We start from the raw sequence: 26,900 nt of genomic DNA on the forward strand, positions 1-26,900 counted from the left end.
AGCTAACAATGGAACTCTTCATGGAAGCAGAACTACTGGAAATCAAAAATTTCCTCGCCCAACACCCACCATTCGACGAGCTAGAAGACGATGTGCTGAACTTTATCACTCAGCACGTAGAGATATCCTATTTCCGTGAAGACACACCCGTCATCCACTTTGGGGACGAAATCCACGACCTTTACATGGTCAGAAGCGGTGAAGTTGAGATTTACCGTCGTAAAGGCGAGCTCTACAACCGCTTAGACGAAGGCGCTTTGTTTGGCCAGATGGGCCTGCTCACCAACAACAAGGTACGTTTCCCTGCTAAAGCGACTAAAGACACCCTACTCTACTGCATTCCAGAATCAGTGTTCCAGGAGCTCTACGATAACCACGAGTCATTCGCTGATTTTGTCGAAGTGCAAGATAACGCGCGTCTGCGTCAAGCTGTCTCTAGTACTCAGGACCAAAATGACCTTACTTCGTCAAAAGTCAGCACACTACTTACTCGCGATGCACCATTCGTTTACCACAACGAAACCATCCAAAATGCCGCGATTAAGATGGCGGACGAAGCGGTGTCTGCGTTACTCGTCATCGACCCAAATATCCTCGAAGACAACGAAGATGATATATCTCCGTTAGTGGGCATTATCACCGATAGGGATTTATGCACCCGCGTTGTTGCGCAAGGTCTCGATCCGAACGAAGACGTGTCTAGCGTGATGACCACCGAGCTGATTTCACTCGATCACAATGCCTACGTTCACGAAGTGATGCTAACCATGCTGCGCTACAATGTTCATCACTTACCGGTGCTTAAAGACAATAAACCGATTGGTATTATTGAAGCCACCGACATTGTCCGTTACGAATCGCAGAACTCACTGTTGTTAGTAAGCAGCATCTTCCAGCAACAATCTATCGATGACCTCGCGGCAGTATCAGAGCAAGTGAAGAGCAGCTTTGTGCGCATGGTCAACGAAGACGCTAACTCACACATGGTCGGCAGCGCGATGTCGGTGATTGGCCGAAGCTTTAAACAGCGTATTATTGAGTTAGCAGAAGAAGAGCTTGGCGAGCCGCCGGTTCCTTATTGTTTCCTCGCTCTCGGTTCAATGGGGCGTGACGAGCAGTTGCTGGTTACTGACCAAGACAACGCGATCATTCTCGATAATACGTTTGTGAAAGAAGAACACGACGCTTACTTTGCCGAGTTGGCCAAGCGCGTTTGTGACGGCCTGGACAAGTGTGGCTACCGCTACTGTACCGGCGACATTATGGCGACCAATCCAATGTGGCGTATGACGCGCAGCGAATGGGAAGAGTGTTTTGCCGACTGGATTGACGATCCAAACCCGAAAGCGCTACTCAATGCGTCCATCTTCTTTGATTTGGATGGCGTGTATGGCCGATTGAAATGGGCAGAGCAGCTTAATGGCTTCATTGTCCGTCGTGCCCGTAAGAACAACCGTTTCTTAGCGTGTCTTGCTCGCAACGCAATGAACCGCACACCGCCATTGGGCTTCTTTAAAGACTTCGTGATGGAGAAAGATGGTCAACACAAGAACTCCATCAACCTCAAACGCCGCGGTACTGCGCCGTTAGCAGACTTAATCCGTGTTCACGCTCTCGCGGTTGGTTCGCGTTCTAAGAACTCGTTTGAGCGCCTAGACGATATCCACGAAGCAGGTATTTTGCCGAAAGGTAAAGCACGTGACCTGCGCGATGCGCTCGAATTTATCTCTATGGTGCGTATTCGTCACCAAGCGTTCGATGTAGAGAATGAGATTGAGCCGGATAACAATATCGAGCCAGAAAGCTTGTCGGACTTTGAACGCCGCAATCTTAAAGATGCGTTCCAAATCCTCAGCAACGGGCAGAACTTCCTCAAGTTCCGCTATCAAGCCAGCCAAAAGTTCAAGTGAGGCACGTATGATAAAAAAACTGATCAGCCCACCGAGCATCGACTGGCCGACCAAGTTTAAACGTAAACTGGAAGCGGTACGCGATGAACGCCTCAAGCATTACTACGAGTGTGCCCTACCAGATCCCAATACGCCTTTAGAAGAAGTAGTGTTTTTGGCGATGGACTTCGAAACTACCGGGCTAGACTCTGATCAAGACGATATCATTACCATTGGCACAGTGCCTTTTACGCTCAATCGCATCTTCGTTAATCAGGCGCGACACTGGACAGTGAGGCCACAAAAGCAACTGGCAGAAGAGTCAGTGGTGATCCACGGGATCACTCACTCAGACGTGTTAGACGCACCAGACCTAGAAGAGGTATTTGATCAAGTCCTTGAGCAGATGGCTGGAAAAATCATGGTGGTGCATTATGAGCGTATTGAACGCGAGTTCTTTAACCGCGCCCTACTCACTCGCATTGAGGAAGGGATTGAGTTTCCGGTAGTGGATACCATGCACATTGAAACCCACATCCAGCAAAGGCTTAGCGGCGGCATTATCAACAAAATCCGTGGTAAGAAGCCTGAGTCAGTCAGACTGGGCGCAAGCCGGACGCGTTATGGCCTGCCGCAGTACACACCGCACCACGCGTTAACCGATGCCGTTGCGACGGCTGAGTTACTGCAGGCGCAGATTGCTTATCACTACAATCGCCAGCAACCAATTAGCCAGCTTTGGCTATAAGTAGTTAGATTGTAAATAACTGGCTTAAACGGCGCAGGTTACTTAAACGAAGAAAGGGAGCGATAATTCGCTCCCTTTTTGATATTTACGATAACTTATCGTTTGTAGTCTTCTGTGCGCATACCCATGATCAGGCTGACACACATCAGCAGAAGAACAATCGTGAACGGCAACGCTGTAGAAATTGCGCCGGCTTGCAGTGCTTGAATCGCTTCAGTACCACCGATCCAAAGTAGCGCAACTGCAATCGCACCTTCCATTAATGCCCAGAAGATACGTTGTAGAACTGGCGCATCCACTTTACCACCAGCCGTGATGCTATCGATAACCAATGAACCCGAGTCCGAAGAGGTGATAAAGAACACCAATACCAACACAACAGCGATGAACGACAGCACTGTACCCATTGGCAGTACGTCAAACATTTCAAACATCGCTAGTGATACATCCGTCAGGCCTTTCGCACCAAGCTGACCAACGTTGTTAACTACCTGGTCGATAGCCATACCACCGAATACCGACATCCAAATCAGTGTGACTGCCGTTGGTACTAGAAGTACTGCAGTAATGAATTCACGTACTGTACGACCTTTAGAAACGCGCGCGATAAACATACCTACGAATGGTGACCAAGAAATCCACCAAGCCCAGTAGAACACAGTCCAACCTTGGAACCACGCTACGTCATCACGACCGTGTGGGTTACTTAGAGGGATGATGTTCTCAACGTACGCCATTAGCGTAGTGCCGATGTTGCCGAATGTAATTGCGTAACCAATCAACGCAACAAGAATCAGTAGCAAGAATGCCACGATCATGTTGATGTTACTGATAACTTTTACACCGCCATCGATACCACGAATAACTGAAACTACCGCAAGTAGAGTCACGACTGTGATCACAACAATTTGTAGACCAAGACCAGCTTCAATACCGAATACGTGGTGAATACCACTTGCTGCTTGCTGTGCACCTAGACCTAATGAGGTTGCCAGACCAAACAACGTCGCCAATACCGCTAGGATATCTACAACGTGACCAGCCCAACCCCAAGCGCGGTCACCCAACAACGGGTAGAAGATCGAACGAATCGAAAGTGGTAGACCCTTGTTGTACGCAAAGAATGCTAATGACAGCGCTACGACACCGTAGATAGCCCATGGGTGTAGACCCCAGTGGAACATGGTCGCGCCTAGTGCTAATTTCGCCGCTTCTGGTGTGTTTGCTTCTACACCAAGTGGTGTTTCATACCAACCAGTGAAGTAAGCAACTGGCTCAGCCACACTCCAGAACATCAGGCCGATACCCATACCTGCGGCAAACAGCATCGATAGCCATGAAATAAACGAGTAGTCCGCCGTTGCGTCGTGACCACCTAGGCGGATTTTACCCAGTGGAGAAACAATTAACGCTAAGCAGAAAATAACGAAGATGTTACCCGACCAAATGAACAACCAGTCAAAGCTGCCAATGATCTGCCACTTTAACCCGTCAAGTGCCGACTTGGCTGTTTCTGCGTCCATAACCAGCGCAGCAACCAAGAAAAGAGCAATCAAACCAGCACTCCATCCGAATACAGGATTATGTACATCAAAGCCCCATTTCTGCACATTATCTTGACCGATCGTATAATCGGTACTGTCGATACTGTACTTATCTATACCTTTCGTCATCTTTCCTCTCTTGATGAAATTCAATCCTTAATCAACCCTTAAGATAGAAAAATCATTAGTGATGAAAATAATTTTCTCTATATAAAGACTTGATTGACTACCTATTATTGTACGCACTCCGACAATTCATGCCACTAAATCGCTCTTAAATGGACACTTTTTAATCAAAAATTAATACATTAGTAGATTTTTTGCTCTACAGAGGGTTACATCAATAGTTGAACACACTTCGAATACTAAACATTTTAACTAGATATTTTTGATGATTAAACGATCTGCAGACTAATATTATAGTTAATAATCACGATCCTTATCGTTTTTGACTCTTCAATTAGACGGCATTTTAAGGTATTTTCACGCCCTTAACTCTCTGTTGACTAAGGATGAACATTGGAAAAGCACGAAGAAGTTTTAATTTCGATCCGCCAAATCATTCGCGCTATCGATTTGCACTCTAAACGCCTAAGCAAAGAGACTGGTTTAACCGGCCCTCAACTGATTCTTATGCGTTCAATTAGGGAGCTCGGTGAAGTGACAATTCGTGAATTGTCGAAACATACCAATATGAGTCAGGCAACAGCGACGACGATTCTTGATCGCCTAGAAAAACATGAGTTAGTAAAGCGCGTTCGTAGCGAGAAAGATAAGCGCAAAGTACACGCGCACTTAACTGAAAAAGGCTTGGAAAAACTTAGCCAAGCACCGATGCCGCTGCAACAAAACTTCATTAATAAGTTTCAGCAGTTAGAAGAGTGGGAGCAATCTTTGCTACTTTCTTCCGTTCAGCGCATCTCAGCGATGATGAATGCAGAAGATATTGATGTTGCTCCGGTACTAGAACTTGGCAGCATTACTTACCATCCAGAATAATCTGTTTGTCGTCTCTACTTAGCCCGCAGCATGTGGGCTAAGTGAAAATAGCTAGCAACCAACTCTAGGCTGTTAAGTAAATACAGGCAGTTCACTAAACTCTTTCACCTGACGAATCGCCAGATGAGTATGGATATCTTTCACGTTATCGTGACGCTGTAACTTACGCGTAAACGATTCGTACCCCGTCAAGTCATGGCTGACAACCTCTAATAAGTAATCATAAGCACCAGAGACAACATGACAACTGGTGACTTCTTCCATCTCTTGGATTGACAACTCAAATGCTTCAATAGAACTGGCCTGGTGATTATTCAAGCTGACTTCAACAAACACCGTCATCCCGACCCCTACTTTCTTTTTGTTTAGCTTGGCTTGATAACCTGCGATCACACCATCATCTTCCAGCTTCTTGATCCGGCGTGCGCAAGGAGACGGTGATAAACCAACTTTATCCGCGATATCAGCCGTTGATTGACGTGCGTCTTTTTGTAATAGCGAAAGAATATGACGGTCGATTCTGTCCATAGAGATTGTTAGCCTTTTCTAGCTTAGATTAGTTGTTTGTTGATGAAATAGTGCAAAAAATCCGTATTTATTGATTCACTTTGCCATATTTCACCGCTTTATACGACTCATAATAACTATCAAATACAACAAACTTATAACATCATTATGATCTCAGGATACTTGGCAATGTTTACCACGCTGCTGCTTTGGTCTGGATTCTTCCTTTCCTTGCGTAGCGGAGCGCATTCCGACCTTACAACCGCAGACATCGCAATTACCCGTTTTTTGATCCCTTGTATGATTCTGCTGCCTCTGGTCCTTCGCTCATCAGAAAAAATCATCGTTGTACCGAAACGTTACTGGCTTGGAATGTTTATTGGCTGTGGACTCCCCTACTTACTGGTTGCGGGTACTGGGATGCAATACGCGCCGGTTTCAGATGGTAGTGCGCTGGTACCTGGGACGTTACCGTTATTTGTCTCAGGCATTGCGGTGATTCTTTTTAAGCAGCCACTCAGTCAACATCGAATTGCTGGCTTGGTCATAGTTATTACTGGTATCGTCGCGTTTCTCTACCAAAGCTTGACCCATCTCGATAGCCATCTCCTTCAAGGGCATACGCTATTTTTAATCGGTAGCTTTATGTGGGCGATATTCACGATCTGCGCTCGGGTATCGAACTTGAACCCACTGGTTGTAGCAGGATTTATCTCATTGCTCTCGAGTATTGTGTTATTTACCTTGATTGCAACCGGCACGCTGCCGAGCTATTTGGCCAGCACGCCGCCGTCTTATTGGCCTTGGCAAGAGCTACTCGGGCATATTGTGCTGCAAGGCATTGGAGCGGGTGTGATTGCGTCGTTCACTTACCTAAGAGCCATTTCAATCTTAGGTGCAGAGAGAACTGCCGCGTTTGGCGCAGCAACCCCAGCGATTGCGACATTACTCGCCATTCCAGTGTTCAACGAAGAACCTTCGCTGCTTGGTTGGGTTGCACTGAGCTTAGTCTGTATCGGTAGCTTAGTAGCAAGTAACATCTTTATGAAGCAAGATACTTCCCTGCTCTATCAGCCGCCAAAGTTCAAGTAAGCCTGAAGCAAAACCGGAACAACAAAGCCCGCACGCATGATATTTTGCGCGACGGGCCTTGTTCGCATACGGACAACAAAAGGCGCAAGGCAAAACAGCGCAATCAATATTTTTAGCGCGCTACCAGTAACGCTGAACTCGGCGATAAGGATATAACCGAACCAAGCCAGAATCTCTTGATTCATAAAATGCATTTTCTTAGCTAACACCACGGCAAAAAGTTCGGCAGCAAGTAAAGGGATCATCAACATCATAAATTGCAATTAATAATTATTCTCATCAAATATTAATGAGAATCACTCTCAAATGCAAACAAAGAAACGCACCTCGTTTAACGAAAGATAGTGCCACGTTACGTTTCGTATTATAGTCGCGGCTAAAGAACCAAAAGAGACACTTCCATTTTGAAAACTCCCTGCGTAGCCGCATGCAAAAACAACGATGGCATTTGTGGCGGTTGTCACCGTACCATGGACGAAATTATCAAATGGCGCGAAATGAGCAGTTCTGATCGTGATGCTGTAATGAATGCGTTATCTGGTATTGAATCCACTCATCAGTGCCCTTCATGCAATAAACCAGCAGTATGCGATATTAGCTTAGGTAAAGAGACTTGCTGGTGCTTTTCAGTAGAAAAACGCGATACTTCCTCACTTGAGACACACAGTAGCTGCCTATGTCGTAAGTGTTTAAGCGCGCTTCCATGCGCATAAATATCCAACGTAGACATCATTAAAATTTGGATTAGTTTTTCTAATTCAAATCATAGATTTTTATCTTGCTCAACTTCACACTTTTTGATTGCCACCGTGTGCAAGTCACTCTAATATCTCGCGCCTGAAAGTACCCCTTTTCAAATTTATTTATTAGCTTTGCTACGGCAAAGTTACGGTTTCTTACGCTTTGGATTTAGGTGTAGTTGAAAATGTCTGCTTCACATCAAGTTATTAAATTGACATTCTTAATCGCTATTTTGACCGCTGTAGGTCAAATGACTCAAACCATGTACGTGCCTTCAATGGGACATATGGCGAGTGATTTTTTGGTTACACCAGCAGCTCTACAAGCTGTAATGGCGTGCTATCTGATCCCTTATGGATTATCGCAGTTCGTGTACGGTCCGTTATCGGATCGCCTTGGTCGTAAACCAATCATTATCGCTGGTCTACTGATCTACATTGTTGGTGCCATTATTGCGCTGTTTGCTCACGACTATGAGTGGTTCTTGGCTGGTAGCTTTATCCAAGGGCTTGGTATCGGGTGTGGCGGTGCGATGTCACGAACGCTCACTCGCGACGTCTTCTCGGGTGCTGAACTGCATAAAGTGAACAGCCTAATCAGCATGTGCGTGATTTTTTCACCGTTGCTTGCTCCGGTTCTAGGCGGGTACCTAACAGAGTCGTTTGGCTGGCGCTCTAGCTATATGTTCCTAGCGCTATTTGGTATTGCCGTAGTCATCACTATGATGACCAGCTTTGACGAGACACTGCCAGTAGAGAAGCGCCGTTATGAGCGCGTGGCCGATAGCTACCGTTACGTACTGTCAGATCGCCGCTTTCAAGGCTACTTGATCTGTCTGGTTGCGACTTTCTCAGGCGTTGCGATATTTGAAGCGGCTGCAGGTGTATTGTTAGGTGGCGTGTTGGCTCTGCCAGCGACTACGGTAAGCTTGCTGTTTGTATTGCCAATTCCGGGCTATTTGTTTGGTGCGGCGCTATCGAGCATCATCGCGTCTAAACGCAGCGAAAAGAGCGCGCTGAAGTTTGGTCTGATTTCGATTATGTTTGGTTCATTGGTGGTACTGATTCCGGGCCTGTTTGACAAGACCACAGCGCTAACTCTGATTGGCGGTGCAACGATTTACTTCCTAGGTGCGGGTATCCTATTCCCTGCTGCGACAACTGGCGCGTTGTCACCACTGCCTTACCACGCGGGTACTGGTGGTGCGGTACTTGGCGGCATGCAAAACCTAGGGGCAGGTCTCGCTACTTTGGGCGCATCTGCGATCCCAACCACCAATCAGATGCCGCTTGGCGCGTTGATGCTGCTGATGTCGCTACTGGCATTAATCGGCTTAATCCGAGTTTACCGAAAACAAGATCCTTCTCAGGAAATGCCGCTCGCAATCTGATCTTGAGAATCACACGACAAATCCCCACATGTACAACGCGTACATGTGGGGCGACCAATCATATTTGCGCTCTACCGGTGTTTCAGCTCAACTAACCTATTCATTCTATTGAATATTAAGCTTTGAATTAATTCACAACACATTTAAAAAAACCTCGATATCGAGCCAAATTTTGACATTTCAGTAACAGTTACTGACAGAATCATCATGAACTACCGTACGCACTCCGTTAAAGTTTAACCTAAACACAATAAGGGAACGCGAAATGAAAACTCTTAAATTTAGTTTAATCGGTGCAGCAGTGGCGCTTGCTCTTGTCGGCTGCGGTTCAGATAGTGACTCTTCTTCTAGTTCAACGACTCCTGTTACATTGTCTGTCTCTGACGCGCCTGTTGATGATCTTACCGAAGCGGTCGTGACATACAGCAAAGTCGCTTTCCTACCACTTGGAGACGGCGAGCCGCAAGTCTTCGACGTATATAAAACTGACGGCAATGGTAACTACGTTGACGAGAATGGCGCACCTTTAGCTGAAGGTGAAGATCCACTACCACTGAGTGTCAACCTGTTGGACTTCCAAGGTGGCGATGCACTTGAGTTGGTTGAAGATCAAGTCATTCCTACTGGAGAGTACAAGCTGTGTGTCTTCGCCAACGACGGCGACCACCCGACGTACCCATCGTACGTAGTCGACCGAGCGAACGGTAATAAACTTCCGCTGACAGTAAAAGGCGACGGTGCTTGCCCACAAGGTGTCGGCAAAGAAGACAACACTGGCGTTCTATTCTTCAATAACGCCTTCACGGTGAACTCAGACAACAACGACTACGTTGTAGAGTTTGATCTACGCCGCGGCTTAAAAGAAGTGACCGGAGAAAACAGTTACTCACTGCAACGAACGTCAGTGTCACTGGTCAATACCGTAACGACAGGTGAGATTGAAGGCGATGTGACGACTGCGTTCCGTGGAAGCTGCGAAACGGACTCAACTTCGACAAATGAACATGTTCACGCAGTGTACCTATATCAAGGTAATGTCGCGCAAGATGCTATGGGCCCATTTGCAGGCTTACCAGATCTTCAAGTTCCATTTGCTGCAGCAAATGTGAATACTGAAGACAACGGTTTGACATACGAGTACGAATTTGGATTCTTGGAGCCGGGAACTTACTCTATCGGCTATACCTGCACCGCAAATGACGACTCTGTTGATGGCATTGTTGTTGACGGCGAGTTCAAAATCTATAAAGCGAACTCAGGCTTAACCGTGACCGCTGGCGGCGAAACCACCGCTAACTTTAACGAACTGTGATCACTTAACGTTATAACCAAAAAGGAGCTCTAAGAGCTCCTTTTTTCTGTCACCTGTTTACCATTTTTTCATGATCCGACCGACTAGGTTCGGATGATAAGACCAGCAATGATCAAACATTGTCATCAACTCAGGGTTACCATATTTGGACAAGCTGATTGCATGGAAACGGTTCTTGTGCAATTTCAATTGATCGACACGTTTGGCCATTTCTTCCGATTGCTTGGGGGCGATAAAGTCGGAAATCACAACCATGTCTGCATTTCTGTACTTATCGCCTGTCATCAAGTCGATGGACTTCATTAGCACGGGTTCCAAATCGGTGCCACCATGGAAGCTATAAGTCAGGAAGTCACTCGCTTCACGCAAGCCATCTTGTCTGGTCAGTTCATAGGTAATCTGTTCTGTGGAGAACAGAATCACATAACAGTCGCGGTCTTCCGCTAAGGCAATTTGCATCAACGCGTACGCCATCGCTTTCGCGCACTGCTCTGGGAATCCGCTCATAGAGCCTGAAGCGTCAACACAAACAATAAACGGCCCTTTCTCGACATCGACCGATTTGTTATCCGGCTTTTGCGCTCTCACTTTACGCAGCGTACGTGACTTACCTTGCATTTTGTAGTTCATCAAACGTTTGTCAACTAAGTGTTTGTAGAACACCACTTCCAGCTCTGGGTAAGCAAGGAACATGGTCTCATTCGGCAACAGCTTGTTTAAGTCGTCGCTTTCGTGAATACCTACGATATCGTCTGTCGCTTCATCCGATTTTTCTTCTACCATTTGCAGGTCTTCTGCAGGTGCGCGATTCAGCTCTGGGTCATCGACTTGACCCGCCATACGACCAAGCTTTTCGGCGATCTCTTGCAGGCCTTTATTTTTCTTTAAAAACTCAGCGTGACGTTTCATGACCGTTAAATCAGATTTGCTCAGTTTTGCCGACGCCATATCCCACAAACGCCCCACACTGCCCTCGTCGCCCTCTTCCGTGACTTTGTCCATGTTTTTCATGGTTTCCATGCGTTGGTAAAGGTCTTTAAGCACTTTCTCTTTGTTTGCTTCTAGCTCTGTTAGCTGCGCCTGTTTGATTGCATCAGATAAGCTTTGATACCACTGGTCACAGAAGTAATGCGGGAACATCGGGTTGTGTAGTCCTTTGTTCTTCTCCAGCAAGCGACGCGCTTGTAGATAAAACGCGGAGTGCCACTCAAGCTTTCTGACAATATTGGGGATCTCAGCAAAGAACTGCTCCTCATCCCAATGAATCACTTCTTGGTAAAGCGCCAATTCTTGTTGGAAGCGTTCTGTCTCGCATACCTTGGTAATACGCTTTTTCACGCTGCCACGCCATTTCAATAGATGATTCTTAACCGACGTTTTGACACCGCGATTTTCCGTCATCGCCATCACTTGAGAGCGCGCAAGCAAGTCATTCACCGCCGAGTCAATGATTCCCGAGTCAGCGACCATCAGTGCGAGGTTTAATCCGTCTGCTCCTAACATTCACGACTCCTTACGAGAAGAACTGATTGAGGTTCTTAAAGCGAAAAACCGTGCGTTCACACTCGGCCTTCGTTGACTCTAACACTTGCTGGATGTTTTGCAGGCTCGCTTCCATGGTGCGAGGCAGTTCAGGGTCAACAAAGTTATGCGGTAACGCGCCGTGGAAGTTGGAACGAACTCGACGCAAATGATGCTCTGCTTCGTTAAGCTGCGCCATCGCCTGTTCAGACTTGCTCAACCACTCTTGGTAGAGTGACTCTTCCAGCCCCTTGTTGGTGACAATCGCAACCATCACAGCGCGATTGGCAATATCTTTGATCACAAGGTGATTAGCCGCGTCAACATCAAAGCGCAAACGACACATGTTGGCATTTTGGTTTACATAACCGTACACATCGCCACTGCCTTCTTTGATCACGCGTTCAAGGTCACTCTTAGGCACGTAGACCCAGCGACTGTCGCCTTTTTCAGATTCAGACACCGACATGTTGCTCTGCAGCAATACCAGCTTAACCAAATCAAACGCATTGCCCACTTTGTAACTTTTCGCATCCGAAATATCGTAGCTGTTTACCTGTTTCTTAAGGATACCAGTGGTCGATTCGGTCGAGAGAAGAATGCCGAACTTGTCTTCGAGCTCTTCTTGAATATCGCCCAACGCTTCGCGGCAAGAGGCAATCTGTTGGTCCACTTCTTGTTGGTCGAACGCGTGTTGCAACGCGAATTCTTTCACTACTTTCAGCACCACCTCACGTGATTCAGGGCTGTTCCACAAGCAGTCTTGAAGCAGTAATAAATCCAACGGGTTAATCGAGCTGCGACCATTAAAGAATGCGCTGGCTTTTAGCAGTTTCACTGCCTTCTTCCAACGACGGTCAGAGACATACATATCGGTGTCAGCTATATCCACACCTGTGGTCTCTTTGGCCGCATTCTCCAACATGCTTTTTAGCTCAAACAGTTTTTCAAATACCGCATCTGACAGCTCGAGTTTGTCGAGTTCTGCTTGCCATTGGTGATATTCAGCGTCGGTGATCGCTAAACCTTCTGGAATTTTTGCCTCTTGCGGAGTACCTACAGTCAGCATCGACTTGAAGTTTTGTTTGTTCTGAATGCGATTGACGAATACACGTACGAGCATACGGTCGTACAACGCTTCTAAGCCGCTGTCTTCATCGGGTAATTCGTTGGAAGCTGAAACCAACAGACGCATCGGAACACGTTCAATGTCGCTCCCGTTTTTAAACGTCTTTTCGTTTACCACCGTCAGTAGCGTGTTCAAAATCGCAGGACCAGCTTTCCAGATCTCATCAAGGAACACGACTTGTGCGGTTGGTAAGTAACCTTCGGTCAAACGTAAGTAACGACCGTTGTCTTTTAACTCTTGGATGCTGAGCGGACCAAACACCTCTTCTGGCGTCGAAAAGCGCGTCATCAAGTATTCAAAGTATGAAGAGTTATCAAACGCCTGAATCAATCGTTTTGCAATCAAGCTTTTCGCGATACCCGGAGGACCGAGCAAGAAAACACTCTCACCCGCTAGAGCAGCGAGTAAGCAAAGTTTAATCGTATCTTCACGTTCATAAACGCCATCAGAAAGAGCGTGCGCTAATTTATTAATGCGTTCAGAGAGTAACGCTTTTTGGGCGTGACCGACCTGAGTAGGGTTTATCATTTTCGCGCTCCTCTGATAACCATCAGAATGTGTGTATGTATAATTTTATACATTTGTTATCACTTTGTTACAAGTGCATTTTTTTAGAATAGACTGACGGTTATACCAAATGGTAATGAGCGAAACTTAATGAAATCAATGATTGCATAATTGCGATTCACATCACTTTGTGCAGCACGAGTTACTTTCTATATATAGATGAGACAATAGTGAACAAGTGGGATTTATTCTTTCCTTGCCGTAGATTAGCGGATAAGGTAAACGCAGCGTTAGTTGTACAGTAATAAAAATATGACATTATCCTCCTCTAGAAAAACCATCCACACGTGGAAAAACATCTCTTTGGTCGAAGAGCCTGTGACTTTACCCAACGGCAAAGAGATCATGCATACCACCATCGTGCACCCAGGCGCCTCAGTCATTTTGCCGATCGATACCGATGGCAACATCATTATGGTGAATCAATTTCGCCCCTCGTTAAATAAATGGTTGTTAGAACTGCCTGCAGGGACACTTGAAGATGCAGAAGCCATTGAAGAGTGCGCAAAACGCGAATTAGAGGAAGAAACCGGCTACAGTGCTGAGCAATTTTTCTCATTGGGGCAAGTCACTCCCCTTGCGGGCTTTTGTGATGAAATTCAGTATTTGTATGTAGCGAAAGGGCTGAAGAAAACCTGTCGCTACCAATGCGATGACGACGAGGTCATCGAAGTCGTCTCACTTTCACTTCAAGAACTCGAACAAAAGATGATCAGTGGTGAAATTACCGATGCAAAGACAATCGCTTGTCTAAGCAAAGCAAAGTTATGTGGCTACATTTAGGAGTTAATAGAAATGGATTTTCGATCAGACACGGTAACCAAACCGACAGAAGCAATGCGAAAAGCGATGGCAGAAGCCATTGTCGGTGATGATGTTTACGGTGATGACCCAACAGTCAATGATTTAGAACAGTGGGCAGCGGAAAGACACGGCTTTGAAGCTGCGCTGTTTACGACCTCTGGTACGCAAGCAAACTTACTTGGCCTGATGGCTCACTGTGAACGAGGTGACGAGTATCTTTGTGGCCAGCAAGCGCATAACTACAAATTTGAAGCCGGTGGCGCGGCGGTTTTGGGATCTATCCAACCTCAACCAATTGAAAATAACCCTGATGGCACGATCGATTTTGCCAAGCTCAAAGCAGCGATTAAGCCCGACGACTGTCATTTTGCTCGCACTAAATTGCTTAGCCTTGAAAACACCATTAACGGGAAAGTCCTACCGCTTAGCTACCTTGCACAGGCACGCGAGTTTGTTGACGCTAACGCTCTATCTCTGCATTTAGACGGTGCGCGCGTTTACAATGCGGCCGTCGCACTCAATATCGACGTTAAAGAAATCGCACAATATTTTGATTCGATGACGATCTGCCTATCTAAAGGACTGGCAGCCCCTATTGGGTCTCTCTTGCTTGGTAATCGTGAGTTCATCGCTAAAGCGCGCCGCATACGAAAAATGGTCGGTGGCGGTATGCGTCAAGCTGGTATCTTGGCGGCGGCGGGTAAACTAGCACTAACTGAACAGGTCGAACAGCTCAAACTAGACCATAGCAATGCGAAGTTACTGGCAAACCAACTTGCCGAGTTACCGGGATTTAGCGTTAACCCAGAGTTTGTTCAAACCAATATTGTGTTTGCTAAACTTGATGCTTCGGTCGACATTCATGCAATCGCTGAAAAGCTACAGCAGCATGGCATTACCATTTCAGCGGGTAATCCGGTACGTTTTGTTACTCATAAAGACATCTCTGAACAAGATATCCTTACGTTCACTGAAAAGCTAAAAACACTTCTCTAGCTCGCAATTTCGACCAATTATTGATCTCAGTACATTGAGCTTCCCCTTAGGGGAAGCTTTATGCTATCTGCATAGTAACTAACTGAGTTCCAATATGAAAAAGCTATCCATCGCCTTGACCATTTTCTCTGCTCTTTTTTCATTAAGCAGTCATGCTACTGAGTTTGGTAACGCAGAACTCGGCAAAGTGAAAGCGCCAAGCTGTGTATTCTGTCATGGCGCAACTGGCGAAGCGGTAAACCCTAGCTACCCCAATCTAAAAAATCAGAACGCCCAGTACCTCTATCAGTCTATGAAAGACTACCAACAAGGAAACCGCACTGGCGCACTCGCTGAAATGATGCAAGCGCAGTTGTCTAAGTTGAACGACCAAGACCTACGCGATATCGCCGCTTATTACTCAAGCCAAGAGTAAATGCGCTTGTTAACGTAAATGACGTAATACTGACAGAACCATTTACCTACGCTGATATCCGAGCATGAACAATAATCTACGCTAATGCCATTGAAGTACTAGTTTAGGAATTGAACGATGAAAATCCGTGCTTTGGTTTTGGCTATGGTAGCAACGACTGCTCTATCTGCTTGTAAAGAAGAAGCGCCAAAAGTAGCAAACATCACCATGGTGGAATCTGTCACTAAAACGGTGAAAACACCTTATCAAGAATGTTTGAATGTGGTTGTCACTAAGAAAGCGGCACCAACAGATGAAAACCGTATTCTCGGTACTGTCGGTGGCGCAGCAGCAGGTGCAGCACTAGGCAACCAGATTGGTGGTGGTTCGGGTAAAGTGATCGCGACCGCAGCTGGCACAATTGCAGGTGCGTTGGCAGGCCGAGAGATTCAAGGCAACATCCAAGACAACAATGTTGTGAGCACAACAGAAAAGCAGTGTCACACTGAATACAAAACCTCAACCACAGTGATCGGTTACGACGTGACCTACGAAATCAAAGGGGTTCCAACCACGGTTCGCTTGGATAAGAAGCCGGCAGGCAAAACCTTCCCAATCCAAGATGGCAAAGTTGTTCTACCAGAATAACGACCAGCAAAATAATTAAAACTAACAACGTCATAAACAAAAGTCCCTCCAAATTTGGAGGGACTTTTTTTTCTAATTAGAGAGCAACAAAGATACGAAGACTAAGCTTTGATAAGTTGGCTCATATCTTCTCTTACTTGAGGAACCGTTAAACCAACGATTATTTGTAAGCTCTCTTGGTTTCTAACAACATTGACTGCCCCATTCTGAGTAAAGAAAGCGTTATCTTTGACCAACGCAGCATCTTTTACTTTGATACGTAAACGTGTCGCGCAGTTCGTTAGTAGCTCGATGTTTTCCTTGCCACCTAACCCTTCGATAAAAGCATGTGCTTGTGTGGACTGCTCACTACCATTTGTGCCTTTCTGAGCTTCTTTAAAATCTTCTTTTGAATAAAGCTTGGTATCCGCACCTTCACGCCCTGGAGTTAAGATGTTGAACTTAAGAATTAACGTTCGGAATGTAATAAAATAAATCCCAGTAAATGCTAAGCCGATAAGGATCTGGATGACATAGACTCCTGCGTGGTTACCCGCCAGTGGCAGCCAATTCTGAAAAACGAAGTCAATCAACCCAGTTTGGAAATTTCCTGAGACACCAAAAGCGAACGCAATCGTTGCCATCGTTGCAGACAACACCGCGTGCAAGGCAAAGAGAGCCGGAGCAATGAACAAAAAGGTGAACTCAATCGGTTCTGTAATCCCGGTTAAAATAGCAGTGATAGCCGCACCAAGAACTAAACCCATCACCATTTTTTTATTCTCTTTCTTAGCGACAGAGTAAAGTGCGAGCGCAATTCCCGTACAACCGAACACTTTCCCCATCCCTGTGAGCATCAAGCCACCTTGCGGGAACTGGGTTGTTAAGCTTTCTGGACTCTGAGCAAAAGTTTGCATGTTTTGAATCCAGTAGGCCACCGTACCACCATCAACAGCAACTGGGCCGTAGAATACTGGTCCATATACGAAGTGGTGTAATCCAGTTGGAATCATGATGCGTTCTAAGAAGGTAAACAACCAGACACCAAGTGAACCGGCATCGACTAGAAAAGCCTGAAGGTTATTAATTCCATGCTGAATACTAGGCCAAGTAAAGCATGTAATGACCGCCATAATGACCATGAGTGGGAAGCTGACTATCACCACTAGAGGTGTGCCACCAAAAACCGCAGCCCAGTCTGGAAGCTTTTTGTCGAAGTATCGGTTATGGACCCATACTGAAATACTGGCAATGATAATCGCGCCCAACAAGTTAGTATCGAGCGTCAGAATTCCGCCCACTTCGGTCAGGCCACGCTCTCCTTCAGCATAGTTCACACCCAACTCAGGTCCCCAAAACTGGAGAATACCGCCAATCACATAGTTAAATGTGATGTAAGAGACTAACGTCGCCAAAACAGCTCGACCCGATGCTCTTTTTGCTAAAGCGATGGGAAGGCCAGCGGCGAAGATAAGCGCCATATTCTTAAACACAGCTAGAGATGCTTGCAAAAGGATAGTTGAAACTTTAACCCAAGCACTCCCCTCTGTTGCCCAAGGAAAGATATCCTGATTAAGCAGAACTACCGAGAACCCCAACAGCATACCAGCAGCGGGAAATAATAAGACAGGGACAAACATCGCAGCCCCAAATCGTTGAATCACGTCTTTCATAAAAACCTCTAAATTCTAATTAGGAGCCTGATATCAGGCTCACTAAGCTAATCCGTTATTTGAAAAATTGAGGAAGGTACTGTTTATTTTCTTCTAATATTTGTTCTGTAATCGCTTTCGCTTTAGGTACATTCACAACCGTTCGGTTTAATGTCAGGGCGTTGACCAACTTTTGCTTATCGCCTTCATACCATGCATCAACAACAAGTTTCTCGTAACCAAGTTGACTTTCTATCATTGCTTTCTGGAACGTTGGAATTTTGCCAACCGCAAACGGTTTAGGGCCGTCATTGGTTAATGCCGCAGGAACTTCAACCATGGCATCATCTTGAAGATTAGAAATGGCACCATTGTTTGGCACGATCACAAGATAAGTCTCGCTGCGGTTGTATGCCAACGAGGCAGCAACGCGAACCATGTAACGGCCATGAATATCGGCATGTAATGTCTCATGTTTTGTGGTCCCGGCCTCGATGATACGCGCATTCAACTCGAATACTCGTTTCTCACGACCGTTAATAACCTGCCTAGCTCGCGTATTATTAATATCCTCTTTAGCCACCATTTTCTCTGGATATAGGTAGTATTGTAGATAGGTGTTAGGTAGAAACTCCGGATTATCTTCTAGCATAGTCTGCATATTTTTAAATGTAGCTTGCCAAGAAGGATCGTCCGCAATCTCTGCGTCAACCGCGCTGATTCCTTCTTTAAGAATGATGTCTTTAATCTTAGATGTCAGGTCTTCGCCTTGTTTGTTGCGAATTTTAGTAAACCATCCATAGTGATTCAGACCAAAGTACTCAGGTACAAAGTCCCAGATTTCACAACCAAGCAGTTGGGCATAACTAACCATAATCGCGGCAGGCATATCACAAATGTTCAGAATCTTCTTATCTTCCGGAAACTCTCGGTTAAGAGCTTCAGCAACAATTGCAGCAGGGTTTGTGTAGTTAAGGATCCAAGCATCTGGGCAAGTTTTTCTAATATCTTGCACCAGCTCTATCATATCTCCAATCGAACGCATGCCATATGCCATACCACCTGCACCACAAGTTTCTTGTCCTACACATGAGTTTGACAATGGGATCTGCTCATCGCGCTCTCGCATCGCCAAACCACCGGTTCGGATCTGAATAAAATAAAAATCCGAATCAGCAAAGGCAACCTCTTTATCGGTGGTATAAACAAACTCTTTTACTTCTGGGTATTGCTCGCGCAATAGAATTTCAGTAGCAAGCGCATTGGACTCTTGGCGCTTTTCATCAATGTCGTAGAAAACGACACTTTCCAATGGAAAGTTATCTTTCTCAGCAATCAGGCTATTCATCATACCTAACGTATAGGTACTGCCCGCACCGACAATAGTTAACTTTTGACGTTTCATTCTGTTCACCTCTCTCTGACTTAGCACCCAATGTATGATTTAAGTATTAATACTTTTATAATACATTTATAGAGTGCTTGTATTACATTGTGCTTCCACTCACACAAAAAAGCCGAAAAGCGGTAATAACTACTTCTTAGATCACATTGTTGTTATGATATAAACAGTTTTTAGAGAGGCGTTATGAAACCTAAGTACATTGAGATTGCCGATTCGTTTGAAAGCCAGATAAAAGACGGATTACTTACACCAGGAACGATGTTACCTGCAGAAAGTGTCCTGCAAGCTGAATTTGGCGTAAGCCGTGTGACGATAAGGAAAAGCTTACAAATCCTTGTAGATAAAGGATTAATTAATCGTACTCGTGGGAGTGGCACATATATCAACGACCCGAAAGCTCAGCATGATGCCCTGCACCTACTCGGTTTCATAGAAGAAGTCAGTCGGCAAGGTAAGACACCCAGCTCGCGCGTACTTAAGTTCGAACTAAAGAAGCCAACTCGTATGGTCGCGGATAAGTTGGCGCTAAGTACCGACGATGATACTTATGAGATACATAGACTTCGTTGTATTAACGGGGAACCAGAAATCTACGAGATAACACATATGCCTGCGAGTTTATTTCCTGATCTCAGTATCTCTGTGATGAACGGGTCTAAATATGATTACATTGAAGAAGATAAGGGCCTAAAAATCGCCAAAAGTAGTCAATCGGTCAAACCATATATACTGGATGCTGACATGGCCTCTCACTTGGACGAACCCGAAGCACAGGCAATTTTAAAAGTTGAGTCCACTGGTTTTTTGATCTGTGGAACAGCATTTGAATACACCGTGAATTATTTTCGACTTCATCAATACAGCTTTGAGTTTATTTCTACGCGAAGTTAAAAAGCGCGCCCGTAAACGTTTGGTTATATCCCCCCAAAAAAACAAAAAGCGAGCTAAGTTAGCTCGCTTTTTAGCAGAACAGATTATCTAAACTAGCGCGCAATTACTGTGCGTAATATTTGCGCTTCATTCTTAAAGCCACGTTAACCAATGCGATTAAGACAGGGACTTCGACAAGCGGCCCGATAACACCTGCGAACGCTTGATCTGAATTGAGACCAAATACCGCGATAGATACCGCAATCGCTAGCTCGAAGTTATTGCCAGATGACGTAAACGCAATGGAAGCGTTTTGATCGTAAGGTAACCCCATGCGTTTGCCGATGTAAAAGCTGGCAAAAAACATCACCATGAAATAGATCACCAACGGAATGGCCACGCGCAACACGTCCATTGGCAACTCAATGATCATCTCACCTTTCAGGCTAAACATAAGCACGATAGTCGCTAACAACGCAATGAGTGTGATTGGCGAAATTGCAGATATAAACACTTGGTTGTACCATTGCTCGCCTTTCGCAGCCACTAGCCATTTACGGCTCAAGAACCCAGCTAGAAATGGAATACCTAAGTAGATCAGCACGCTTTCTGCGATATCTAAAATGGTGATATCAACAACGAAACTCTCTAAGCCGAAGTAAGGCGGTAGAACGGTGATGAATAGCCACGCCATAAAGCTGTATGTGACAATCTGAAACGCACTATTCAGCGCCACCAAGGTTGCGCCGTACTCTTTATTGCCGCCACTGATGTCATTCCAGACAAGCACCATAGCGATACAGCGCGCCAGACCAATCAGAATCAGGCCGACCATGTAACCGGGGTGATCGCGTAAGAAGATGATGGCGAGCGCAAACATCAAGATGGGACCAATCACCCAGTTCATGATCAATGAAAGCGTGATTGCCCTTCTGTCTCGCGTCACCTCTCCAAGCAGGCTGTAATTGACCTTCGCGAGTGGCGGATACATCATCAAAATCAAGCCAATTGCCAGTGGAATATTGGTCGAGCCAACCGACATAGACTCGTTCCATTGTGCGACTTGGGGAAACATCACGCCAATGCCCACGCCGATCGCCATCGCGAGGAAAATCCAAACTGTTAGGTAACGGTCTAGAAAACTCATTCTTTGCGACGCTGTTGTTTCAGCACAGCTCTCAATATTGCTCATACAAACCTCAAAATTATGTTCGGCAAGAAGATGACTCAGCACCAATCGCGACCAGCAATGGCGCAATCAGTTCTCGATTGCTTTCCAAAGTGATGCTCAACACTTGTTTCATCCAACTAGGCAAGTCTGGATTGATTCGGTAATACATCCATTTTCCACGACGTTCACCAACAACAAGCGCTTGTTTTCTTAACTCAGCGAGATGGCGTGAAACTTTAGGCTGACTCAAAGCCAACGCGTTCATTAGGTCGCACACGCACAGCTCACCTTGGCTTTCTAACAAGAGTAGAGATTTTAGGCGTGTTTCTTCCGCCAGTGCTTTGTAAAACAGGAGTGATACAGCCATCGCGATCGTTCAATAACAAATGATTGAAGTGAGCATAACACATATGGAAAATCATATATGTTAACTTTTGATGTCTTTAGAATTGTTTAGAGAATTTGATTGAGGAGATAGCTAAAAGCAGGGCTGCGCACTTACTCGGCACTAAAAACGATATCGCCGTAGTATGACTCTGCTGCTAAGCCACTGTTATCGGTGTCGGTCATAATCGCCACCGCATCAATGTATCGATACGCTTCCAAGTTGGCCTCAGACGATCCTTTATCACCAAAGTAGCGAATCATATCTTGGTAAACATTACGCTGTTCGCTATACCATTGATGAGTACTCGCGCTTTGTCCCTGAATAGCCAGCATCTTTACGTTTTCACCCACGTAAGCATTGTTCCAGACACTCCCCTGCACCTGAGAACTAGACCAAACATAGTTGAGGGCTTTTGTCTTTAGCCCCATAAAACCGTCTTCGATAACAAGATAAATCCGCGCCGCATAATCATCACCGGCTTTGGTTTGTTCTTTGAGATTGGGTAGTTGCTTAGAAATCCGCCAACGCCATTGAATAAAAGGCGTTTGTTGTAAATCGATACGCTTTTTCAGTACCAGTCCAGACGCACTCTTATTGCTCAGTGCTCTAAGAACAGGTTCTCCTTCTAGAGATACTTGCTCATAAACTGTCTCGCCTGAAAATACTTCTTTTTCCCATTGCTCGATTTTATCTGTACCAAATGCAGTCAGATTATCTTGAGCGCTAGAGTAAGAGCTGCTGAGTGCGAGTAACAACAGTGCGTAACGTTTCATTCAATCACCATAAGCGTGTTTTTTTGTGTTAGCTGTTCTTAAGCAATATCTTTAGTCATATTGTAGAAGCGGTCATCTTCATCAATCACCTCAAAACCAAGCCGTTTGTACAGCCCATAAGCAGGACTGATTTTGAATACCCTCAAACGGATCTGTTTTGCTCCTGATTGACGTGCAACTCGTGTTGCTTCACCAAGTGCTTTGGCACCGATACCTTGGTTTTGAAACGCTTGGCTTATCTGCAGATCTCTTAGATAACATCCAGATTCATCAAACTGCAAACGAATTGCGCCGACTACCTCGCCGTCAAACAGAATATCCCAGTTATCCAATTCAGAGATTTGCTGCGCTATATTGCTTTGCTGCCAATCCACGGAGTAGTGCTGATAGTAAGACCGCATATTGGCGTAAGTAATTTCTGCAGATTTTGACAAATCTGTCGTAGCTTGAAATGAAATCACGATAAATCTACTTCCTTGATGAGGTTATAGCGTTGGGCGAAGATAGTAATGTCGCCGGCAATGAATCTAAATTCTGTTTTAAATCTTGCGTTTAAAAGGCGTCAGGTCGATGCATTCGAACTCACACACCTCTTTAACGACTGGATGTTCGGCTAGGCGCGTTAAGTAATCAGCTAGATGGGCAAATTTGAGCGGCGACTGTTTGGCGAGCAAGGACCACTCTGCCAACATAAATAGGAAGTAATCACATGCCGACAGCTTATCTCCTAACAAGTATTCATTTTTGGCAAGTTGGTCGTTGATGATCGATAGCGCGTCTGCAATGCGCTCATCTTGCGCAGCAATAACATTGGGTATCGTTGCTTCGTCGTTGGTATGTCGGTGCGGGTAGTAACGAACCATGAGTTCAGCCTGAAGAGTATTGTTCAGAAAAGCTAACCATTGGAAGAACAAAGGACGTTTCGCATCCCCTATTGCAGGGATGAGCTCGTATTCAGGGAACAGCTCGCAAATATGAATGCAGATGGCTGGACTTTCAAATATCGGTTGGTCATCAACAACAAGCGTTGGAATGCGGCCTGCTGGGTTGAGCTTTAGATACTCCGCAGATTTTTGTGAATTAGATTTTTTGTCGACGAGTAGAAGCTCATAGTTGGCATTGACGTGACGAAGCAAAAAATGTGGTGCCAGACTGGCATTGTTTGGATAGTAATAAAGCTTGAACAAAATAGACTCCCTTCTCTTTTTTCACCGTTATTAAGGCGATTCAAGTGCACTTTAATGGTTTAGCCAGTATTCAGACTGTCACAGTGATTATGATATGCCAAATCAAAATGTTACGTCTCCAGCTTATTTAGCAGTAAAACTTTGTAACATTCCCCAGGTTGTGGCTTTTACACTCAACGGACAATTCACCGTATCAATATAAGTAACCTTAGCGGGATTGTTTTGCCTCGTGTGACGATACTAGCGAGCAAAGGCCAAGCATTTTGAGTAATTAGAGATAAGGCAGCATAGTGAAAGCTTCAATTCGAAGAATCAAACGTCGAGCAAAGTCAGTGATTATTACCGGTTTAACCGTGTTATTGGGCGCACCGATCGTTTTGGTTCTATTGCTGAAGTTTGTAAACCCGCCGTTGTGGGGCTGGCAGTTATCACGCACATTCTTTCCGCCACAAGGTTATCCTCAAAGTTCACAGCATCAATGGGTGCCTTTATCGTCGATCTCTTCGTCGCTACCACTTGCGATCATAGCAGCAGAAGATCAACGTTTTCCTCATCACTGGGGATTGGATTTCAACGCTTTGCTCTCGGTCATTCAACAAAGCGGACCAAATGGGCCTGCGCGTGGCGCCAGCACAATTACCCAACAAACCGCTAAGAATGTCTTCCTCTTCCCGAGTCATAGCTATGTACGTAAGGCTTACGAGCTTTACATAGCCCTGCTTATGGAAGTGATTTGGGGCAAAGAGCGCATCATGGAAATGTATCTGAACGTGGTCGAGTTTGGTCCCGGTATTTACGGTGTCGAGGCCGCCAGCAAGCACTACTTTGGCGTTTCTGCCAACCAACTAAGTCGATATCAAGCGGCGCAACTAGCAGTAGTGCTCCCTAACCCATACAAGATTCAACCTGTTCCTATGACCAACTACGTACAAAATCGCGTTAGCTGGGTCCTTAGGCAAATGCAAAACCTTGGGCATGTTGCTCTGTAAATAAATCGACGTAACCTGTGTCAAGAAGCGCAGCTATTAAAGACGAGTTTCAGCCTTAAGCGCATTTTGCTGCATTGGTGCAAATGCAGTCATTACAATGATCGATGCAAACAACACACACAGATAAATCGGATAACTTGGCGAGAGCGTCGCGGTAAATGCGAGTAGCGACGCCAAACCATAGCCAATTGTGTGTGACATCGAAATGTATCCCGCCACCGCCCCCGGTGAATCCGCATATTGCGCCGTCGCCGCCGAAGTATAAGCGGGAACCAATAGCGCCGCACCAGCAGCAGTGAATACCATCGCCAGCGTAAGCATCCATATCTGACTTACCAAGAACATCGCTAGCCCCAGCAATAACATTAGCGAGCCCAAGCGATACATTTGCTCGGGCGTGATGCGTTTTTTCTTAATCACCACCACTTGAGTGACAAACGTGCACGCCGCGCTGATCGTCAACAGAACACCAATGGCATCACTAATTTGCCCAGTCGGCCAATCAGTCAAAGCACCAATCAATGGAGAGAAACTGTATTGGAGCAAGGCAATCGCCGCGCACAACAGTAAGCCACTGGTTAAATAGCGCCATAAACGGCGGCTTGGTAACCAAGGTAGCGAAAGTTTAACCTTATCGCTTTGATTAGTAAGCTGCGGTGCCGGCAGAAGCAGCGCGCCACATAAAGCGATAACAGGCAACAACACCATAATCATCAAAGGCGCAAAAGGAGAGATTTTGAGCGCAAAGATAGAAATCACCGGTCCGACCAAACGCCCAACACTCAATCCAATACTCACCGAGGTGATCGCTTGTAAACGGCTCTGCTCGCCGCACAACATGATTGCCCAATGTTGACTGGCAGGCACCATACCCGACACCGTACAACCGTAAATGACCCGCGCAATAACCAACCCGCTCAAACACCACACATACCAAAGACTAGAGTCACGGCTGACAATCGCAAATAACGCCAGCAAGCTAAAGCTCACCGCCATTCCGGCCAAAGCTTGAATGACCACTCGTTTCGGCCCATGCCTGTCACTCACTCGTCCCCAAAATGGCGCAGAAGGAAGAAATAGAAAGCTACCAATCGCGATAAGTATCGACCACGTTGGTAAATCAAACGCTGACTGCTCTACCAGAAACGGAAGTGATACTAATAAGCCATTTTGACCGATGCCCATAAGAGCCGCGGCTAGGCCGATAACAGCCAATTGAGAAGATTGTTTTTTAATTCCAGACATACTGACCGTCGCTGCTATTGAACTGACCATCACCCCTATTGATGATGGATTTAATAACAGAAATATTGATAATGAAAACAATTATCATTGTTATTTTGTTATGCTAACATTAACGACTCGTAACCCATAACTCAAATTTGTATTGCATTATGTTTCGACTCGTCGACGCCTCATTTGCTATTGATGACAAACAGATTCTCTCCGCTACTAACCTCACCTTTGCAGAGGGAAAAATCACTACGTTGCTCGGCCATAACGGCTGCGGAAAGTCGACCCTAATCAAATTGCTCAGCAGACAAAACCACCCAACAAGCGGCGGCGTGCTCTATAAAGAACAGCCAGTAGAAGCACTCAGTAACATTGAGTTTGCCCACCAAGTCGCCTACTTACCGCAACACCCGCCACTAACGGATGGCGTCACGGTTCGTGAACTCGTCTGCTTTGGTCGTTATCCATGGAAAGGCGCATTTGGTCGCTACAACGATCAGGATTACGCAATTGTTGATGATGCAATTGCCAAAGTAGGTTTAAGCAAGTTTGCAGACCGTTTTGTTGCCACGCTTTCTGGTGGTGAGAGGCAGCGGGCGTGGGTTGCTATGCTGCTCGCCCAGCAAAGCCAAACCATTCTGCTCGATGAGCCAACATCGGCTCTCGATGTTGCGCATCAGCACGAGTTACTCGCCCTAATACGCGAGTTAAACCAGAGTTTGAACCTAACGGTGATCATGGTGCTGCACGACGTCAACATGGCAGCCAAATTTAGTGACCATCTGGTTGCGCTGCATTCTGGCCGAGTGATCGCCAGCGGCTCTCCGCAACAATTGATGAACCGCGACACCTTACAAAAGATTTACGGCATGGAGCTGGCACTTTTCCCCCACCCTCAAACTGGCCAGCCAATTAGCTATATCCCCTAAACAACAAGTAAAAAGGATTCTGTTGTGAAAAGACTTTTCTTCA

Annotated in this window: 27 protein-coding genes; 14 read left to right on the forward strand and 13 right to left on the reverse strand. The window is 45.8% G+C overall.

The genetic code is table 11. From position 1 onward, the window contains the following. Positions 1 to 20: 20 nt before the first annotated feature. A complete protein-coding gene (locus tag AKJ31_RS04300; RefSeq protein ID WP_053407841.1) occupies positions 21 to 1,910 on the forward strand; it encodes a DUF294 nucleotidyltransferase-like domain-containing protein in 1,890 nt (629 codons plus the stop codon). Between the two features lie 7 nt (positions 1,911 to 1,917). After that, positions 1,918 to 2,637, forward strand: coding sequence for a 3'-5' exonuclease (locus AKJ31_RS04305; protein WP_053407842.1), 720 nt, complete (start codon positions 1,918 to 1,920; stop codon positions 2,635 to 2,637). Positions 2,638 to 2,732: 95 nt separating this feature from the next. Here AKJ31_RS04305 and AKJ31_RS04310 read toward each other — a convergent pair whose 3' ends face one another. After that, positions 2,733 to 4,310: a BCCT family transporter gene (locus AKJ31_RS04310; RefSeq protein WP_053407843.1), complete on the reverse strand. Its 1,578-nt coding sequence runs from the start codon at positions 4,308 to 4,310 to the stop codon at positions 2,733 to 2,735. 390 nt (positions 4,311 to 4,700) lie between these two features. On the opposite strand from AKJ31_RS04310, the gene AKJ31_RS04315 reads away from it, so the two are divergent. After that, positions 4,701 to 5,180, forward strand: a complete 480-nt coding sequence (locus AKJ31_RS04315) for a MarR family winged helix-turn-helix transcriptional regulator (RefSeq protein WP_053407844.1) — start codon at positions 4,701 to 4,703, stop codon at positions 5,178 to 5,180. Between the two features lie 72 nt (positions 5,181 to 5,252). Here AKJ31_RS04315 and AKJ31_RS04320 read toward each other — a convergent pair whose 3' ends face one another. Then, a complete protein-coding gene (locus AKJ31_RS04320) occupies positions 5,253 to 5,708 on the reverse strand; it encodes an Lrp/AsnC family transcriptional regulator (RefSeq protein WP_053407845.1) in 456 nt (151 codons plus the stop codon). Between the two features lie 147 nt (positions 5,709 to 5,855). Here AKJ31_RS04320 and AKJ31_RS04325 point away from each other — a divergent pair, with 147 nt between their 5' ends. Next, positions 5,856 to 6,779, forward strand: coding sequence for a DMT family transporter (locus AKJ31_RS04325; RefSeq protein WP_211263030.1), 924 nt, complete (start codon positions 5,856 to 5,858; stop codon positions 6,777 to 6,779). On the opposite strand, the gene AKJ31_RS04330 is transcribed toward AKJ31_RS04325, so the two are convergent. After that, positions 6,758 to 7,033, reverse strand: a complete 276-nt coding sequence (locus AKJ31_RS04330) for a hypothetical protein (RefSeq protein WP_053407847.1) — start codon at positions 7,031 to 7,033, stop codon at positions 6,758 to 6,760. The genes AKJ31_RS04325 and AKJ31_RS04330 overlap by 22 nt on opposite strands. Before the next feature lie 150 nt (positions 7,034 to 7,183). Here AKJ31_RS04330 and AKJ31_RS22450 point away from each other — a divergent pair, with 150 nt between their 5' ends. The 3 genes from AKJ31_RS22450 (at position 7,184) to AKJ31_RS04340 (ending at position 10,222) form a co-directional block, all read left to right on the forward strand. Next, positions 7,184 to 7,492 (forward strand): DUF1289 domain-containing protein, encoded by a 309-nt coding sequence (locus tag AKJ31_RS22450; protein ID WP_072161213.1) that lies wholly within the window; start codon positions 7,184 to 7,186, stop codon positions 7,490 to 7,492. A gap of 212 nt (positions 7,493 to 7,704) precedes the next feature. Beyond that, positions 7,705 to 8,910 carry a multidrug efflux MFS transporter EmrD gene (emrD, locus tag AKJ31_RS04335; protein WP_053407848.1) on the forward strand — a complete coding sequence of 402 codons (1,206 nt, stop codon included), beginning with the start codon at positions 7,705 to 7,707 and terminating at the stop codon, positions 8,908 to 8,910. A 265-nt stretch (positions 8,911 to 9,175) separates the two neighbouring features. Further along, entirely contained in the window at positions 9,176 to 10,222 is a 1,047-nt protein-coding gene (locus AKJ31_RS04340) for a DUF4382 domain-containing protein (RefSeq protein ID WP_053407849.1), read from the forward strand. Between the two features lie 57 nt (positions 10,223 to 10,279). Here the strand turns inward: AKJ31_RS04340 and viaA are convergent, their stop codons facing one another. Then, positions 10,280 to 11,725 (reverse strand): ATPase RavA stimulator ViaA, encoded by a 1,446-nt coding sequence (gene viaA / locus AKJ31_RS04345; RefSeq protein WP_053407850.1) that lies wholly within the window; start codon positions 11,723 to 11,725, stop codon positions 10,280 to 10,282. 10 nt (positions 11,726 to 11,735) lie between these two features. Continuing rightward, a complete protein-coding gene (locus AKJ31_RS04350) occupies positions 11,736 to 13,400 on the reverse strand; it encodes an ATPase RavA domain-containing protein (protein ID WP_053407851.1) in 1,665 nt (554 codons plus the stop codon). Between the two features lie 291 nt (positions 13,401 to 13,691). Between AKJ31_RS04350 and AKJ31_RS04355 the strand changes: the two genes are divergently transcribed. The 4 genes from AKJ31_RS04355 to AKJ31_RS04370 all read left to right on the forward strand — a co-directional run bounded on the left by AKJ31_RS04355 (position 13,692) and on the right by AKJ31_RS04370 (position 16,281). Beyond that, entirely contained in the window at positions 13,692 to 14,222 is a 531-nt protein-coding gene (locus tag AKJ31_RS04355) for an NUDIX hydrolase (protein WP_053407852.1), read from the forward strand. 12 nt (positions 14,223 to 14,234) lie between these two features. Beyond that, positions 14,235 to 15,239, forward strand: coding sequence for a low-specificity L-threonine aldolase (ltaE, locus tag AKJ31_RS04360; RefSeq protein WP_053407853.1), 1,005 nt, complete (start codon positions 14,235 to 14,237; stop codon positions 15,237 to 15,239). Positions 15,240 to 15,333: 94 nt separating this feature from the next. Beyond that, entirely contained in the window at positions 15,334 to 15,654 is a 321-nt protein-coding gene (locus tag AKJ31_RS04365; RefSeq protein WP_053407854.1) for a c-type cytochrome, read from the forward strand. Positions 15,655 to 15,771: 117 nt separating this feature from the next. Beyond that, positions 15,772 to 16,281 carry a glycine zipper 2TM domain-containing protein gene (locus tag AKJ31_RS04370; protein WP_053407855.1) on the forward strand — a complete coding sequence of 170 codons (510 nt, stop codon included), beginning with the start codon at positions 15,772 to 15,774 and terminating at the stop codon, positions 16,279 to 16,281. A 101-nt stretch (positions 16,282 to 16,382) separates the two neighbouring features. Here the strand turns inward: AKJ31_RS04370 and AKJ31_RS04375 are convergent, their stop codons facing one another. Further along, on the reverse strand, positions 16,383 to 17,933 hold the full coding sequence (locus AKJ31_RS04375; protein ID WP_053407856.1) for an alpha-glucoside-specific PTS transporter subunit IIBC: 1,551 nt from the start codon (positions 17,931 to 17,933) through the stop codon (positions 16,383 to 16,385). Positions 17,934 to 17,988: 55 nt separating this feature from the next. Then, entirely contained in the window at positions 17,989 to 19,317 is a 1,329-nt protein-coding gene (locus AKJ31_RS04380; RefSeq protein WP_053407857.1) for a 6-phospho-alpha-glucosidase, read from the reverse strand. A gap of 183 nt (positions 19,318 to 19,500) precedes the next feature. On the opposite strand from AKJ31_RS04380, the gene AKJ31_RS04385 reads away from it, so the two are divergent. Next, positions 19,501 to 20,208: a GntR family transcriptional regulator gene (locus tag AKJ31_RS04385; protein WP_053407858.1), complete on the forward strand. Its 708-nt coding sequence runs from the start codon at positions 19,501 to 19,503 to the stop codon at positions 20,206 to 20,208. A 103-nt stretch (positions 20,209 to 20,311) separates the two neighbouring features. On the opposite strand, the gene arsB is transcribed toward AKJ31_RS04385, so the two are convergent. The 5 genes from arsB to AKJ31_RS04410 form a co-directional block, all read right to left on the reverse strand. Beyond that, complete coding sequence (arsB, locus tag AKJ31_RS04390) at positions 20,312 to 21,379, reverse strand: ACR3 family arsenite efflux transporter (protein WP_053407859.1); 1,068 nt, start codon at positions 21,377 to 21,379, stop codon at positions 20,312 to 20,314. Positions 21,380 to 21,392: 13 nt separating this feature from the next. Further along, positions 21,393 to 21,725, reverse strand: a complete 333-nt coding sequence (locus AKJ31_RS04395; RefSeq protein WP_053407860.1) for a metalloregulator ArsR/SmtB family transcription factor — start codon at positions 21,723 to 21,725, stop codon at positions 21,393 to 21,395. A 131-nt stretch (positions 21,726 to 21,856) separates the two neighbouring features. Further along, positions 21,857 to 22,519, reverse strand: coding sequence for a DUF3047 domain-containing protein (locus tag AKJ31_RS04400; RefSeq protein WP_053407861.1), 663 nt, complete (start codon positions 22,517 to 22,519; stop codon positions 21,857 to 21,859). Positions 22,520 to 22,557: 38 nt separating this feature from the next. After that, positions 22,558 to 22,980, reverse strand: coding sequence for a GNAT family N-acetyltransferase (locus AKJ31_RS04405; protein ID WP_053407862.1), 423 nt, complete (start codon positions 22,978 to 22,980; stop codon positions 22,558 to 22,560). Positions 22,981 to 23,058: 78 nt separating this feature from the next. Beyond that, a complete protein-coding gene (locus AKJ31_RS04410) occupies positions 23,059 to 23,706 on the reverse strand; it encodes a glutathione S-transferase family protein (RefSeq protein ID WP_053407863.1) in 648 nt (215 codons plus the stop codon). Positions 23,707 to 24,017: 311 nt separating this feature from the next. Between AKJ31_RS04410 and mtgA the strand changes: the two genes are divergently transcribed. Next, positions 24,018 to 24,695 carry a monofunctional biosynthetic peptidoglycan transglycosylase gene (gene mtgA / locus AKJ31_RS04415; protein WP_053407992.1) on the forward strand — a complete coding sequence of 226 codons (678 nt, stop codon included), beginning with the start codon at positions 24,018 to 24,020 and terminating at the stop codon, positions 24,693 to 24,695. 36 nt (positions 24,696 to 24,731) lie between these two features. Here mtgA and AKJ31_RS04420 read toward each other — a convergent pair whose 3' ends face one another. Further along, the gene (locus AKJ31_RS04420; protein ID WP_053407864.1) at positions 24,732 to 25,940 is read right to left on the reverse strand and encodes an MFS transporter; all 1,209 of its coding nucleotides are present in this window, start codon (positions 25,938 to 25,940) and stop codon (positions 24,732 to 24,734) included. A 149-nt stretch (positions 25,941 to 26,089) separates the two neighbouring features. Between AKJ31_RS04420 and AKJ31_RS04425 the strand changes: the two genes are divergently transcribed. Continuing rightward, positions 26,090 to 26,857, forward strand: a complete 768-nt coding sequence (locus AKJ31_RS04425; RefSeq protein ID WP_053407865.1) for an ABC transporter ATP-binding protein — start codon at positions 26,090 to 26,092, stop codon at positions 26,855 to 26,857. Positions 26,858 to 26,900 lie beyond the last annotated feature (43 nt).

It is taken from the genome of Vibrio hepatarius (assembly GCF_001274785.1).
Taxonomy (GTDB): domain Bacteria; phylum Pseudomonadota; class Gammaproteobacteria; order Enterobacterales; family Vibrionaceae; genus Vibrio; species Vibrio hepatarius.

Excerpts from the sequence above, each read along its gene's own strand:
- AKJ31_RS04355 (WP_053407852.1), top strand. The coding sequence starts at position 13,692 with ATGACATTATCCTCCTCTAGAAAAACCATCCACACGTGGAAAAACATC.
- AKJ31_RS04300 (WP_053407841.1), top strand. The coding sequence starts at position 21 with ATGGAAGCAGAACTACTGGAAATCAAAAATTTCCTCGCCCAACACCCA.
- AKJ31_RS04375 (WP_053407856.1), bottom strand. The coding sequence starts at position 17,933 with ATGAAAGACGTGATTCAACGATTTGGGGCTGCGATGTTTGTCCCTGTC.
- AKJ31_RS04385 (WP_053407858.1), top strand. The coding sequence starts at position 19,501 with ATGAAACCTAAGTACATTGAGATTGCCGATTCGTTTGAAAGCCAGATA.
- ltaE (WP_053407853.1), top strand. The coding sequence starts at position 14,235 with ATGGATTTTCGATCAGACACGGTAACCAAACCGACAGAAGCAATGCGA.
- AKJ31_RS04370 (WP_053407855.1), top strand. The coding sequence starts at position 15,772 with ATGAAAATCCGTGCTTTGGTTTTGGCTATGGTAGCAACGACTGCTCTA.
- viaA (WP_053407850.1), bottom strand. The coding sequence starts at position 11,725 with ATGTTAGGAGCAGACGGATTAAACCTCGCACTGATGGTCGCTGACTCG.
- AKJ31_RS04320 (WP_053407845.1), bottom strand. The coding sequence starts at position 5,708 with ATGGACAGAATCGACCGTCATATTCTTTCGCTATTACAAAAAGACGCA.
- AKJ31_RS04380 (WP_053407857.1), bottom strand. The coding sequence starts at position 19,317 with ATGAAACGTCAAAAGTTAACTATTGTCGGTGCGGGCAGTACCTATACG.
- AKJ31_RS04365 (WP_053407854.1), top strand. The coding sequence starts at position 15,334 with ATGAAAAAGCTATCCATCGCCTTGACCATTTTCTCTGCTCTTTTTTCA.
- AKJ31_RS04425 (WP_053407865.1), top strand. The coding sequence starts at position 26,090 with ATGTTTCGACTCGTCGACGCCTCATTTGCTATTGATGACAAACAGATT.
- AKJ31_RS04310 (WP_053407843.1), bottom strand. The coding sequence starts at position 4,310 with ATGACGAAAGGTATAGATAAGTACAGTATCGACAGTACCGATTATACG.
- AKJ31_RS04325 (WP_211263030.1), top strand. The coding sequence starts at position 5,856 with ATGATCTCAGGATACTTGGCAATGTTTACCACGCTGCTGCTTTGGTCT.
- AKJ31_RS04330 (WP_053407847.1), bottom strand. The coding sequence starts at position 7,033 with ATGATGTTGATGATCCCTTTACTTGCTGCCGAACTTTTTGCCGTGGTG.
- emrD (WP_053407848.1), top strand. The coding sequence starts at position 7,705 with ATGTCTGCTTCACATCAAGTTATTAAATTGACATTCTTAATCGCTATT.
- arsB (WP_053407859.1), bottom strand. The coding sequence starts at position 21,379 with ATGAGCAATATTGAGAGCTGTGCTGAAACAACAGCGTCGCAAAGAATG.
- AKJ31_RS04420 (WP_053407864.1), bottom strand. The coding sequence starts at position 25,940 with ATGTCTGGAATTAAAAAACAATCTTCTCAATTGGCTGTTATCGGCCTA.
- AKJ31_RS04350 (WP_053407851.1), bottom strand. The coding sequence starts at position 13,400 with ATGATAAACCCTACTCAGGTCGGTCACGCCCAAAAAGCGTTACTCTCT.
- AKJ31_RS04400 (WP_053407861.1), bottom strand. The coding sequence starts at position 22,519 with ATGAAACGTTACGCACTGTTGTTACTCGCACTCAGCAGCTCTTACTCT.
- AKJ31_RS04395 (WP_053407860.1), bottom strand. The coding sequence starts at position 21,725 with ATGGCTGTATCACTCCTGTTTTACAAAGCACTGGCGGAAGAAACACGC.
- AKJ31_RS04305 (WP_053407842.1), top strand. The coding sequence starts at position 1,918 with ATGATAAAAAAACTGATCAGCCCACCGAGCATCGACTGGCCGACCAAG.
- AKJ31_RS04340 (WP_053407849.1), top strand. The coding sequence starts at position 9,176 with ATGAAAACTCTTAAATTTAGTTTAATCGGTGCAGCAGTGGCGCTTGCT.